This is a genomic window from Eubacterium sp. MSJ-13 (genome assembly GCF_018918235.1).
GTDB lineage: Bacteria > Bacillota > Clostridia > Lachnospirales > Lachnospiraceae > Butyribacter.
The window spans coordinates 1-15761 of sequence record NZ_JAHLQE010000058.1 but is presented as its reverse complement, the minus strand read 5'-3'; the positions used below and the strand labels follow the sequence as shown (position 1 = coordinate 15761).

The window sequence follows — 15761 nt, the reverse complement described above, 5'->3', positions numbered from 1 at the left end:
ACCCCCACTTATTGCTCCACGCAATAGAAGTGGGGGACTTACTTGATAGTGTTAAATACTGATTTATCAAATATTTCTTTAATCATATGTCTTTTGTCTCCATTTCATTATTGATTTTTTAACTTATACAAAATAATACCACTTAAAAAATTTTATTTATATTTCCTTCTACATTTTACTTTGTATTTACAATATATTGTATCATCCCCCAATAAATTCAATCATCTTTTTAGCCATTCCATAATAATCTATTCCCTCCAAAAATTCCTGATTTAACTCATCAGAAGCATTATTTAATTTATGCCAGCCTATCTTCTTATATTCAACTGCAGCTTCACTTGAACAGCCACCAACACTGCCTACAATAAAAACAGGTATGTCTTTTTGTCTTGCCAGATCAATTTCTTCTCTTATTCCTTCTTCTTTTTTATTATTCTTAATTTTTCCACCAAGACAAACCAATGCCTTTACCTCTTTTCTTTTTATCATCTCTTTACGCATTTCACTCAGACTAAGCGTCAAACTATCTCTTTTTTCTGTCACATGAATACTATACTTTTTATTGTATGTCTTTTCTTTTTCTGGCTCTTTCTCAAGAAACCATTTAGAAATATACATATTTATCTTACTCTTATAATTCTCCGGCTCTGTTTCCCTTGCAACTTCATAAAAAAGTTCCTGAAATGTAGGGTGTGCTCCAAATGTCAGTTCATATCCACTCTGTATTATTACCTTTGAAAAGAGAACCAGTGCATCAGTAAGGCTTTGCTTAAATATTTCATCTGCATCCGGAAATGCCCCAGAGATAACTATTTCCATATTATTATTTCCTTTCGTTTTTCCATTAATATAGCGTTCCCAATAATAGCAAAAGTCTTGCATATTATCAAAGTATACATTGTTCTTCAACTTTCCTGAAACAATCCTATTTGATAATATAACCGTTGAATCTTTACTATTGTCTCTTATTTCATCACTTAATCTCATCGCATCATCTTCTGTTGGAGTCCGCCCATAAAGCTGACAATACTGTTCAATTTTTCTTTGAGGATAATGATATCCTCTTCTGTCTATAGAAATGTGATATAACATTCTTTGATCATCTATTACACTTATATTTTCTCCAAAAATAGTCCTAAGATAATCTATGTATCCCAAAATCTGCTTTGACCTTTCCATTATCAGCTTAAAAGCCTCTTCTAATATTTTTTCAACTATGTCAGTTAATTTTTGTTCATCTTTAAAATCATTTGATTCACATTTCAAATGAGGTTTTTCCGAAGGTTTAATTCTTAACCCATTCACATCCGCATTATCTACCTGAACCCATAAAATAGGAATGTTTCTTAACATTGCAAATCTTAATTCTTTCAATATCCACTCTGATTCTGCTGCTTTAGGTGTATGGATAAATACAAATATATCGCTTTTCTCCATCACATCATCAATAACGCCCTGTGCTTCCTTACCAACCTCTACATCAACAACATCTCTAAACGGATTTGACCGCCTCGCCATTATATTCATTTTGTCATAAATTTTTGCTGTTATTTCTTCTCCATCAATTCTTCTATGACTTAAAAAAATCATCCCAGTTTCACAGTAACAATTATTTAGAACAACTGCTATGACTTTTCGTGAAAATATTTTTGCCACTGTAGTAATATAACTATTATCAAGATTTCTGCACCTAAGTTGTTCATATACATCATAACTCTGCTTTGTAGATATAATGCCCACTGGATTTCTCTTTTGCTTATCTAATGAAACAGGCCATATTTCAGCATTACATTCCAATGCAATGTTCAAAAACTCTTTTATAGAATCACTGCATCTTTTGTCCCTTTCATCCTCATTGTATACTATTATGATTGCATCCTCGTCTATATCATGTTCTCTCATCACCAAAGTGAAATCATTAATTAAATAACATGAAATACCATAATGTTCTATCTGACGGACAAACTCACTATTAAATTCATCTGCAACATCTGTTTTTGACATAGTCATACATGGTTCAATAATAAAGACTGTTCTCATTATTCTTCTCCTTTCCCCACATTATAAAATATCAAATATTCTTATTCCTCAACATATCTTCTTATAGTACTTTCTATTTTTTCAAGCCATCCCACTTCATTTGTTTTTACTACTGTAGCTTCATCTGGAAAAGCTTTAATTATTATTTCAATCTCTTTCGTCCCCCAGTTTTTTCCCAAATCATACTGATTCATTTTGCACATAGCCTCCTTCAAAATAGCCGTAGTTTTTTCTACATTTAAAAGGCTTACAGCAAAATATTTCTTTTTACTTTCAGGGTCTTTACATAGATCATAAGCTTTTTTAATTTCTTTATTTATATTACAACTTGCAAAACTGTTTTCACTTGAAAAAAATACTATTCCTTTACAATTATCATTATCCATTCTATTTCCAACCTGATCATTCCATGAATCTCCATAATAAAGTCCTGCATCATACCAAAATGAAATACCATCCTCCTTTAATTTTGCAAGTACAGGATATACTTTTTTATAATCTTCATTAGAATAACTTATAAAAACATACGGTCTATCTTCCACATCTTTATCTAAAGGTATTTTTGCTTTATCAATTGAGTCTAATCCAAGTGCTATAATTAAATACTCCTTAAATATATCATTCACATGCTGATTTTTTGAAAAATCCGATTTTCTATTATATATTTTCCATTTAGCTATATTATCTAAAAAAACTTTTTCTTCTATTTCATACTTCATAGCAAAACTATATATCAATAATAATAGATAATTATTACACACTGACTGATACAAATTTCCCTCTTTTATATCTGTATATCTGTTATATTCTTCTACAAATAAATTTAATGATCCAGCATTCACGAACCAATATTGAATATTTTCTAAGTGAATATATTTATACTTCTTTTTTAGCTCCATAAATTCTTTGTCATTATTATACTTTTCTTTATTTATTTTTAAAATTTCTGATAATAAATTCTGCTCTGAAATATTTGCATTTTTTTTGGCTACCATATAATTAATAATAAATAAATCCGAATATTTAAAAGATATTTTCTCATAATTTTCTATAAATTCCTTTTTGATTCCTTCTATAACATCATGCAAAGATATCTTCCTTTTTTTTATTTTTACACCATTTGTATCGCATATACTATCAGTATAAAAAAACTCAATTTTTTCCTGTATATGATTCTTTATTATATCCACCAATTTTTGAATTTTTTCTGTATTTAATTTAGCTCCTTCTGTAGCATCCGTAATCAAGTCTATTTGTAAAAAAGTATAATTGTCTTTCTGCCATATTCTGAACTTTGATATTTCAAACTTTACATCTTTCAATTCTTTATTACAAAAAACATATGTATTAAAATCATCATTTTTATTTTTATACAATCCCAGTTTGCTTCTAAGTTCAAATTTTTTATCTGATTCCAACAACTCATAACATACAACTTTTTCCTCTGGATTATCATCATTAAAAAATTTATCCTTTCCCAAGTCAGACCACCAGTTTTTATCATACTTTATCTCCTTTGAATATTTTTGTATATCCTGTTTTAATTTAACACACTTTTCTGTCTTATTTGCTACAACAGGAATGATAATGCTCATTGACATATTTTTGTACTTCATAATCTTCACCCTTATCCTTTCGTTGTTTTCTATGTTTTTGTTATTAATATTTTCTTCAAACACAATCTGTTTATTAGTCACTCTTCATTTCCGCATAATGAAATTTATTCAATTCCTCGGCGACATTACATCTTGCAACCTCTACTCTCGGTTATTCTTCATTTTCACATGCAAACATGTCAATAAGACTGCATAAAAAACATCTTGCAACCTCTATTCTCGGTTATTATTCATTTCCACGAAATGTTTTGAAGAAAACACACGAAATTGAAGGTTCTTGCAACCTCTATTCTCGGTTATTCTTCATTTCCACTCTCCCCTCTGGGAGTTCCCACAAACAGGGCTTTCAAAGCATCATTTTTGCATATAATTGTCTGACAATTTAAAATTTGTTGTATTTTCTATGATTTTTATGTCTCTTTACAATTTATTCACATTTTATCGTTATTTTTAGTATTACATTAACTATTACAAAGTATACGAATAGTTAATTCTTCATTGCAATAATGTGATTACTTCTTGTATTCCAATATATTTTTTACTATTTCCAAAAATTCATTACTTCTGACATTTACATTTACTCTTTTTTCTTTATATGACTTTTTGTCTTTTGAATAGTCTTTGTATTTGTATGTAAATTTATCAGAGTATAATGTCACATCAAATCCAAATGCAGCATTTTCTTCTGATGCATGATGCATTTTTGTACTCATTATAATAAAATATCTTGCTAATATATTGTGTGATACAAATGATACACCTTTTTTTAGTTTTGTATCATATATAAGAAAAACACTGTACATATCTGCAAACATGTCCATGATACTTTTTTTATGATATGTAAAATACTTCATATGTGCTATGTCATTTCTCATTACAGTGCAGATGTCTCTTTGACTTTCCTTGCCAAAGAAATCAAGTCCGGCATTATAAGTTTCACATTTGCCTGTCTTATATTCTTCGCAACAATATTCTTCTACAAATTTTCGTAGCGATGTACCTGCTGTTCCTGACTCGAGTGCTATACCATTAAATTCTTCTCTTTCTACATATCCTTTTATTATCGGAAGCATATGATCATATATGGCCGTTATCTGATGGAGCAGTGCTCCTTCTGTAATGTTTACTTTTTCTTCATATTTATTTTTATATGATAAACTTTCATATTGTTTTTTTAATTTGCAATCGTCTGCCCCATTGTTCCAGAAAAGCCTGATATAATGGTATCCCAGCTGAAAATATAATAAATCTCTTTCTCTTAAATATATCCATGATACAAATTGTGCCATAATATCATTGACAAGCTCCGTATATGTCTGTATATCAAGAAGTTCTATCTTGTTTTTAAGATTTTGAAATTCTCTAAGACTTTTTTGCTGATCTTTGCTTGTACACACTCCCGTCCTGAAAACATCCTCTAATTTCTTTTTCCTCTCATAATAATCCTGAATATCTTCTGCTTTAACTCTATAATCCTTATCCGAATGACATATACACTGCTGCAACATATCTGTATCTCCAAAAAGTTTCGAATACACAATATTTCTATTTAATATCAGGTTCTTTTGATCATAATATATTCCCATCATACCATCTGTTGAGTCAGTATAATCTATGTTTTGATTACAAAATTCTTTTAATGCAATTGAATATTTTTTGTCTTCAATACTTCTATCATTCACAATAAATTTCCCGTAATCAATAAAATTTAACATATATTTTGCATACTCTTCTTCATCAGCAAAATAATCTGATTTATTATTTGTAATTCTTCCTTTAAACTGTAATACAAATTCCAACAACTTTATAACTTTGTCACAGTACTCAGTCTGTTTTTCTACATCACTATCCATTCCTTTATGTATATTATCTGTATTTCTTGCACGCTGCATAATCTTAACTATATATTGCTTAAATGCCCTGAAATCACCAATAAGCAGATTAAGCTGCTTTCCACTCATGAAATGCGTTGTCATATACCAAGCATATAAATTGTATCTCTCAACTGAATCTTTCAAACTTTGATATATGTTTATCTTTATCTTTTCTGACATATTTTTTATAAATGCATTTTCTGACATAGAATCCTCTAGCAGTCTATTATCAGATTTACCTGATGATATAAATTTCATATCATCATTATATTTCGGAGTTTTAAGAAATTCATATATTTTATCCTTTCCACAATAACAAGTCTCCAGATACTGTTTAAAAGCATTCCCTGTAATCTTATATAAAATCAATACATAATGTTTATATTTTTCTTTTTCACCATTTTGCTTTAATTTATTTTGTTTATTATTTGTCATTACATCTTTTAAATTCTGATTCTCCATATTATAATCAGTCATGATCTGCTGACAAAATGCTCCAAATGACATCTTTTCATCCTGATTCAACTCATCTAAACGCACTTTAAAATTGTTTGCTGCAAAATACTCGTTCTCTTTGTTTTTATTCTCTTTATTTTTATTCTCTTCGCTTTTATGATATTTGTAAAATTCACAAGTAAATTGCTTCATCAAGTTGTCTGATTGTAAAAATCCATAATAATATATTTCTTTTAGTACAAAATATATTGCCGAACAAAACATTTTCTTTATTATTGCATTTGAACATATACTTTTGCTCTGATCAGTCCCAATAAATGCTCTTTGTCCCACATCTGAACCAAACAAAAATTTTTCCATATCTTTTCGTTTTATGACAGATGAAAATGCTGGAATCTGTGATTCACGCACCGATTCTTTTCTATATAAATAATCAGCCATACGACATATATCTTCATTGCGATAAAATGCCATTACATTATTTGAATAGTATTTTTCTGCAAACAATTTAGGCAGCCTTGCATATTCATTTTTAAAAAGATAATCCGCAATCTGTTTTTCAATCAATATTTTATCATCATCAACAAACTTTTTTTCTGTCGTATAATGAAAACTGCGGTTTCTTAAAGAAGCTATACACTGTTTTATCGCAAATGCAAAATTTTCCTTAAATTTTTTCTGTGTAACCTGCTGTTCTACATGTATAACGCAAATATCTTCAACATTTTCTTCAAACAAAAAACTTAAATCAGTCCATGTGCTGGCACCTCCAAAATATTGAAGTATATTTTTGAACGCATTCTTCTGTACTATCTCATTATCTTGAAAATCTTTTTTATAATATTGTAAAACATCATTTCTGTCTCTACCATTATCATTTTTTTCTCTATACTCCTTTTTTATAACAGCATTTGAAAATATATTTGACGCAAATGTAACACTCGTTGCTATATCACGAGTAAGATTCTCCTTTGCCTTTACCATTTCATAATCAAAACTTGTTATACCTTCCTGATACTTAGACAATACCATTCCTAACTTTGTCTCTCCCTCCCTTAAATTATGCAGATCAGGCATCGCAAAATTAAAAACTGCCTTACCTAAATCTATATATTTCATACAAATAAGCGAATTCCATTCCATCCACAGCCTGTTTACGATCCACGAACATCTGCAATTTTTCAAGTCCCTTTTATTCCATCTTTTAAAGTACGATTCAATATTTTCTTCAAATATATTTACCCAATACAAATCCTCTTTGGCTCTCATAAGCTTTTCATCAGCTGTACCACAATTCTTATTGCAAACAATTATTTCCTTGTCAACCTTATATTCTTCGACCAACATACCTATCATCTGATTATATCTTAAAACTAACTTTTTTCTAAGCTGCTCACTAACCTGTATATGCAGTTCCTTATTATCTTTCCATTTTTTATCATTTGAATTTTGCTCGATTTTCTTCAATATCTCCTCATCAAATCCACAAAAAATATGCTCGTCGGCTTCATCCAGTCTTTTATATGGATTACTTTCATTATCAAAAAATATTGCATTTTCTTCACCATATACAAATTTAACCATAAGCTTCTTTATATGAAGTAACTCTTTTGTCTGTTCTTCCCTGTTTAAACTTGCATATCTCTTAACAAAATCAGCCACAAATCTTTTCTTAGGATGTTCAGAATTAGAAAGCATAAGGCGACATACTCCCTCTTTATCTTTCTTTACCTGAACTTTAACATCTTTCCTTTTTATCGACTCAGCGACTAACTCTGCACGTGTAGTTTTAGAATCAGTTTCTTCGGACTTTAAGGTCACTTCTCCTGTCCGGTCAAGTGCTATATAGCCTAAAAAAGCCATCAGTTCATCATCATTAACAGGTCCTTTTCCATTTTTCCAATCACTTCTCTTGTCCTCAAAATAACGATTATTTATCAAAGTATAATAAAGTAACCTATCTGCAATGTCAGCAAGATCGTATTTCCTATCAGTATCGTGCCATTGTATTTTTTTATTTAACGACTTTCTCAATGTCTTGCTTATGATAATCTTAGATAAAGATCTTTGTTCTTCTTTTGAAAAAATTTCTTCCTTTATTTTTAAATGACTTTTAATTTTATTTATACCATAAATATTTATCTTGCTTATAAACTCATCCCTGTTGTTAGCAGATTGAGAACAATTGTCACAAAAATATCGTATTATTTCTTTTGCAATTTTATTCTTATTCGTGTCATCAAAAATACTAACATTTCTATTTAAAACAGAATATAAAGAAGCCGCTTTATTATAACGAGCCTTTACATGAGATGTTACATCTATAACACAGTCATTACTCGTACCTGACTCTTTGTACATCATCCCTCTATGACCCATTTTTTCATCACGCTCAAATCCTACGCCTACATGTATATGATCCACCTTTGTAAATTTCATATGTCTACCTCCTCGTCATGTATAAGAACTACAAAAGATACTTCTATTTTCTTCTGATATTCATGCAAACATCATACCACAATTTTAGGCGTTTTCTGATAATTTGCTACGAATGGTCATTTTTTGTCAACGAGTGGTCAAAATCACTTGTTTTTAATTATTCTATTTTTCTAATAATTCAGGATTTATATGTGACATTTTAAATTTTTCATAAATCTAAGATAGACTCCAGCTTGCTTCAAGAAATCTTGTAACTGCTATTCTCGGTTATTCTTCATTTTCACACCATCTGGTTCTGGTATGTCATTAACAATGGAAGAAAGCTTGCAACCGCTATTCTCGGTTATTCTTCATTTTCACGTGTGGATATTGAAACTTTAAAAGAAAGGATAAGTCTTGCAACCGCTATTCTCGGTTATTCTTCATTTTCACGAAAACATTTTAATTGTATCTCATGCAACAATACTTCTTGCAACCGCTATTCTCGGTTATTCTTCATTTTCACTCTACTATCTGAAAAAGCCCTTAAATAAGGCATTTGCAGAGTCATTTTTGCATATAATTGTCTGACAATTGACCGAGCTGAAAGCGAGGGATGCTTCTTGAACAATAGTTCAAGAAGATACATCTCACATTTTACTGATTTTTCTGCCTTTTTTGTGTCTCTTTACAATTTGTTCATATTTTCTCGTTATTTTTAATATTTTGATTATATCACCTTTTTGTAAAAATGAAAAGAATAATTTTGAATAAATTTCGCTGTGGCTATTTTGACGCAGGGATTGATATAAAATTTCTATTGAACATTTTCCGATGCCAACAGCTTTATTTTTATCAATGAACTCAACATAACTCTTATCATTTACTACTTTATAATTACATTTTGAATGAGCTATATCATGCCCCTAAATACGCCTTTCTTAAACTTATTCGTATGAGCCAACATAGACATGCTCGACTTCTCAAGAATCTTCTGCGTTGAAAGTGCCACCATTTCATCAGCCATATCTACATCACGAGTTTTAGACTTGGATATTTGAAGATTATGTGACATATTTAAATCATTATCATTTGCAATGGACAAACGATTTGTTACTGAACCAATATTATTTCTGCTTGAATACACTTTTTTAATGGCAGAATCCAATTTTTCTATAGCTTCACCTGCTGATTTATTAGACATCATATCTAAATTATCTATATCTAATATTTTTGTATTCATTTTGTCTAAATTCAAAGCCATTCCCTGATTAGAATTAGCTCCAGCCTGAATGAACAAATCCTCACCTTTAAACAGTTTTTTCGTATTAAATTCTGTTCCATCAAATATTCTATTAATTTCTTCATTCCAGCCATTCATTTCATTCTGAATTGCAGCTCTATCTTCATCCGAATTTATATCATTTGCAGCCTGAACAGAAAGCTCTCTCATTCTCTCTAACATACTGCCAACTTGCCCCAATGCTCCATCTGCCACATCAGTAAGTGACATTCCAGTTGTCGTACCAGCTGATCCTTTTTTAAGACCTCTTATCTGACCTTCCATTCCCTCTGAAATAAAAAATCCTGCTATATTGTCCGCTGCCTTATTTATTTTGTGACCACTTGACAACTTTTCCAATGACTTACTTTTATTATCTTGTGCTATTTTCACTTTTTCCTGCGTATTCATTGCAGTCCTATTATTTGAAATTATCATATCTGTCCTCATAGGCTACTCCTTCCTTGTTTTTACAAAACATTTAATATTACAATTCAATTTATAACTTTATTTTTTGACTTTTCGTATTAATCTTTTAATAATATTACACCACTTTACAACTTTTTTAAATAAAAAATATCGTACATGACTTTTTGATATATAATAAATCTGCTAAAAATATTACGAAAGAAAGTGACTTATACGATGAAATTATTATACAACAAAAATACAATAATTGGGTAGACTTAATAACTATTTTTGTGTTTATTTTGAAACTTTATTCATCACTTACTTTAATAAAACTCATCTGCAAGCTTTTCTTACGTACATGTTCAAAGTATTCATACACCTCTTCATCATTATAATTTCCATCATTGTGTCGATGCCGGCAGATTGCACTTAGTAATAATGCATACTCATTTTCTATTGATGTATCGAAAACTCCTAGATCATCTGTATTTATGGACACTTCTAATTGTACTTTACAGCTTTCTTTTTTAAGATAAAAATTATTAAATCTTGTAATAGGATGTTGGTAATATTGTGAAAATGAACCTATCAGCAGATTTGATGTCGGATTACACTCTATAGATATTCCCCTTCTTGCAATATCTCCAATTAAGTATTCCTGAAATTTATCTATCAAATCTATATACCATTTTTCAACATGAAATCCTTCTGATTTTAATCCCCTTTCTTCCACCTTCTTATCATAATGATACATATAATAAAACCAAGTAACATAAGGATTATTTCTGTATATATCTAACTTATCACCATTACGCATATATTCAGTATATCCATCAGGTATGCCATTATCCAAAACCCTCTGATATCTTCCTTTTATATACAACTCCGGTGCGTCTCCTCTTAACTGCCAGCTATGATAATATATTTGTAATATATTACTATAATTTCTCATTAAATCATCTTTTTCATCTTTTTCATTTTTTTTATTTTTTTCACTTTTTTCTTCTTTAGATTCTGAACTTTCACCGAAACCAAAAATCTCCTGAATCAATTCATTTGCCTTTTGCTTTAATACTTCCCGCTTATTAGAATCAATTTCAATATTCCATTCAAGTGAACGATAAAGAAGCCAGATACAGTTGTCCAGAATATCCTGCTTTGACATATATATTTCCAATTTTTTAAATAAATAGTATTCCTTGGCACTAATACCTAATGCCAAGGCATGTCCTAATCTGTCTCCTTTTTTCATATTCAAAAAACTAACAGCCTCATCTATGGCTCTGATTCCATCACAAATATCTAGAAAATCTTCTCCTGCATGATATGTCACATTGATATCCTTGTCTGTTGCTAACTGATCATTTTCAAAAAGGTCAAACCTTGTCTGCTTGTTTCTTAAATATCTAAAAGCTGTTGCAAATACTTCAGGTCTGCATCCAATTTCATTTGAACAGGCATCTATTGCACATATTCTGCTATTTTTTATATTCTGATTTAAACAATCTTCCAGATTTTTAGCATATCTTCCTGCCAAATAATCCTTTAATGCTTTTGCCTGGTTTTCAACAATCACTCTAACCTTATGATTTCTAGGAAGAGGAATTTTATCTTTAATAGCTATATCATCATATATGATAGAAGATTTTGCAAAATGTGTTATATATGCAAACTTAGATAAATCTTCTATCCCACCATTTTGAATCAGTTTGTCCATTGTCTTTATTTCTAGATTCATTTTATTTGCTGAGTCTTTCGGCATGATCCTTGCTTCAAGTACCTTAAGATTGTTTTCATTAAAAGCATTGGCAACGGACAATCTAAGTGATTCTTCCCAATATTCATCATTGTCCCCGAAAATAGCATTTTTTCTATCCTGGTATTTTGAAAAATTGTCAAATCCGGTTCTATTATTAATCTGGACTATCTCGCCTCTGAAATTATTCTTAATAACAAGATATGCATGAAACATCATTAGCTCCAATGTAGACATCTTATGCTCATAGACCATCCTGAAACACGAATACAAAAAAGCTCTTTCTCCACACAGCAACCTAATAGATGAAGACGAATTAACCTGATATAGTTCCTCGCATATCGCATAATCGAGACATTTTTTCTTTTTATTCATCTGCTTAAATTTATGACCATAGATGAATCTTAGTAGTCTCACCGCATTTTTCGCATTATTCTCCCGTATATCGGAGTCCATTTTATCAAATTTTTTATACTTGTCTTCGCTGATTTCTTTAGTACTTTGTCCCATACAACGGTTAAATAAAAGTATACGAATATAAGCCGCATATACAAGCATATCAGTATCACTTATAGTATTATCAGATATATTCTCCGAAACAGTCACAACATACCTTTGATTTAATTGTTGATTGTTTTTGTATATTTTCCTTATTTTCTCAGGATAATTCATTATAAATATCCACGAAAGTGAAAACGACTGCGTTGAACCATGTAGATGATAATGATTTTCTGCCATACCACTTTTTAAGATATTATTCAACTTAAAATCATCTGTCTTTAATATAGAATACCAATCAAATTTACGCTTTTGCCTTACATTTTTTTCACTATCATATTTAGCAACCCATGCAGTTGTAAAAATATCCTGACCAAGTCTTGAGGATATTGAATTCCAATTTAATATCTCCTCCATTTTACAAACAATATTTCCATCAACGATATCCAGCACTTCATCTGAATATGATGCCAACATTCCAAATATATATGCCTCTCCATAACCTCGTATCTCATCTTTCAATGCTTTGAATCTCATCTGAGTTTCATCAATCGAATAATTTTTTAAATTAAGCTGACCAAAATAATCATATGCTTTTTCCGAATACCTGTCAAACCTTACACTCATATTTGACTTCTTTAATTTAAAAATATAATCTGTAATTTCCTTTAATATCAAACGAGGTGAGGTTTGACGAAATATAATATCCAGATTTTCTCGTTTTTGTTTTTTATACAATCTATCTCCCCCTATACAAAAGCAGATACTATGTTTATAGTTTTCCATCACAATATAATCAAATACCAATACTGTTTATCTCAGAAATATAGTCATCTATTATCTTATCTTTTGAATTTGCAAACTTATTTACTTCATCACCGTTTTTATACTTCAAAAGATCTTCTTTAAACTCAACAAGTAATTTATTTAACATTTTTTCCTTTTCTACTAAGTCTTTAATTTCTCCTATACATACACTTTCCTCATTTTCTGTCGAAATATCTATAAATGGCACGCCACTTCTATTATCCATTTCATCTAATTGCTGCACAAATTCCATTGCATCGCTTATCTGTTTAAGTTCCTTAAACTCTTTAAGCAGTTTTATTGCTTTATCTCTTACACCACGTAATTTCTTTTTATATGAACCAACAACTGTTTTGTGATTTTCTTCATTGCTTAAAAATAATTTTTTAAATCTTATGTCATCAGAGAATATACCAGCAATCTTACTTCCTATTCTATTTCTATATTTTCCATATATGTATCCAAAGTTTTTATCTAATTTATCATCAATTGAATTATATAAATCTGATATAACACCTTTCCAATCTTTAAATTTATCTACTTTACTGTATGCTTTATATTTTTCTTCTATAGCTGCAATAACACTAAAATTCGTTGCAACATTCATATATAAATCATATAATTGTGTAATCATCTCACTACTTTCATCACTAGAAGCAAGAAAATTATTTTTTAAATCAAAGAATCCATCAAAAGGTTTTAGCATATTAAATCTTACACCCCAAATATCATCATTGATAAAATAATCATTGCTATTTTCTTCTTTTAATATAAATTTAATATCCTCCAGCCCAGCATTATTTGCACAACAAAATGTCTGCATATTTGCTTGTGTAGATATATCAAGTGTTCTTTTTTCTTTATATTTACCATCACTGTTTCTATAAAAAATACTCTTAAAATAATCATTATCCAAATTCAAACTGAATTCAAAACAATTATATTTTTGATCACCATTTACAATATAGGTAATTTTTGATTTTCCATATTTTCTTTCCCAATCAATCACACCTTTAAACTGCTCTGAAAACTTTTTTCTCTTATCTTCTATTTCTAACACACTTAATAATGTCTCATGCAATATTATATCAAGAAATACCTCTATTGATTCTGTCAACAATGAACTTTCTGACTGCTCATATAAAAAATGTACTATATCTGAATATGTCCTCTTATATCCTGCCCCTTTAATCTTATCCCTTATCAGCTTACCCAGATTATAATATACATTCTCAGAATCATCAATCTTTATAAATTCATTGCTCAATTCCTCTCCTAATCTGTTTGGATTGCAATAATTTAGATAGTATCTCTTAAAATGATGCAGATTATCAACCATATTCTTTTTCTGCTCTCTGCCTCTTTTTATTGCTTTAATATCTTTTGTGTCCTCCAAAGCATATAATTCACAAAAATTAATCTGTTTCATTTGTGATAACAATCTGAGAAAATGATTTAATTCTCTCATTGAAGCAGGCAATATAAAATGTACTCTGTCAGAATTTTTGTTTATGATAATTCCCGTCCTTTCATACAACAAATTCAAAAGCTGTTCATATATATTTTTGCTGTTTTGGTATGTATCTTTTTCACTTATGTCAAAATATTGTCCGTTAATATTCACCTTGTAATCAATCTTAATGTTAGAATAGTTCTTTTTAACAATCACGTCAAGCTTAGGAAGATCAACTACATATCCACTTGGGAACATTTTTTCTATATATCTTGATGCCATATAATCACATTTTTCCGACATACTATTTTTATAATAATCAGCATTACCAACAAGACTTAATATTCCTTTATATTTCATAACATATCTCTGAAATATCGCATACTTTAACTGCTTTATATCTAATGCCATCAAAACAACAACATTCGGCAACGATAGATATTCTCTTATATCCTCACATATACTAAATACATCACTAATACATAAGTCTGTGTCATCAATTCTTACCAGCAACTTATCAGTCTTTATTAACTCACCCTGATACTTTGTTTTTTCTTTCAGCTTTAATACCATGTCAATAAGCTTTCTAAGATTTTCTTTTATCTCAGAGACATTTCCCAGTTTCATTAAACTTTCCAGATCATTTGTCCACTCACTTTCTTCTTTCTTACCTTGAATATAATTTATGTTGTCATAACACTTTTGAAACAACTCAATAATCTCATAACGCTCTTTTTGTACACTTATATCTGAATTTAAATACTCTAATATATCTTGATAAACTTTAAACAATTGTGAAATAAAGATACGAATCACTGATTCTCCACTATTTAATTCTGTCGGATCTATTATTGGAAGTATCTCAAATTTACTCTCAATTTTTTTATCAAATAATTCGTTTATTTTACGATTCTGTCTGTTACAGTTACTTAAATACTGTGCAAAAGTATGTAAAGCACTTGTTTTACCCTGTCCCCTATCTGCATTAAATGTAATAATATTGTTTTTATGCACTTTATCGATAAGAATATCCTTATCTTGTACACAATAATCATCACTTGTTTCGTCTTTTTGCCATCTTATGATAGAGGCTAGTGTGAAAGAAAGTAGAGGATAGCCATAAATGGGCGCACTCAAATAAGCTGTCAAA

6 protein-coding genes and 1 CRISPR repeat array are annotated in these 15761 nt (G+C 29.7%); all 6 genes read right to left on the bottom strand.

The annotated features are described in order from the left end of the window. Positions 1 to 201 precede the first annotated feature (201 nt). Positions 202 to 2040 (bottom strand): TIR domain-containing protein, encoded by a 1839-nt coding sequence (locus KQI69_RS03565; protein ID WP_216563915.1) that lies wholly within the window; start codon positions 2038 to 2040, stop codon positions 202 to 204. Between the two features lie 41 nt (positions 2041 to 2081). Continuing rightward, entirely contained in the window at positions 2082 to 3737 is a 1656-nt protein-coding gene (locus KQI69_RS10635; protein WP_216563914.1) for a toll/interleukin-1 receptor domain-containing protein, read from the bottom strand. A 431-nt stretch (positions 3738 to 4168) separates the two neighbouring features. After that, positions 4169 to 8425 carry a type VI-A CRISPR-associated RNA-guided ribonuclease Cas13a gene (cas13a, locus tag KQI69_RS03555; RefSeq protein WP_216563913.1) on the bottom strand — a complete coding sequence of 1419 codons (4257 nt, stop codon included), beginning with the start codon at positions 8423 to 8425 and terminating at the stop codon, positions 4169 to 4171. A 246-nt stretch (positions 8426 to 8671) separates the two neighbouring features. Next, positions 8672 to 8930: a CRISPR direct-repeat array (repeat unit 38 nt; unit sequence TCTTGCAACCGCTATTCTCGGTTATTCTTCATTTTCAC). Between the two features lie 387 nt (positions 8931 to 9317). Then, positions 9318 to 10136, bottom strand: coding sequence for a flagellin (locus KQI69_RS03550; protein ID WP_216563912.1), 819 nt, complete (start codon positions 10134 to 10136; stop codon positions 9318 to 9320). A gap of 268 nt (positions 10137 to 10404) precedes the next feature. Beyond that, entirely contained in the window at positions 10405 to 12978 is a 2574-nt protein-coding gene (locus tag KQI69_RS03545; protein WP_216563911.1) for a hypothetical protein, read from the bottom strand. Positions 12979 to 13147: 169 nt separating this feature from the next. After that, the coding region (locus tag KQI69_RS03540) for a hypothetical protein (protein ID WP_216563910.1) at positions 13148 to 15761 on the bottom strand (2614 nt) is incomplete at its 5' end.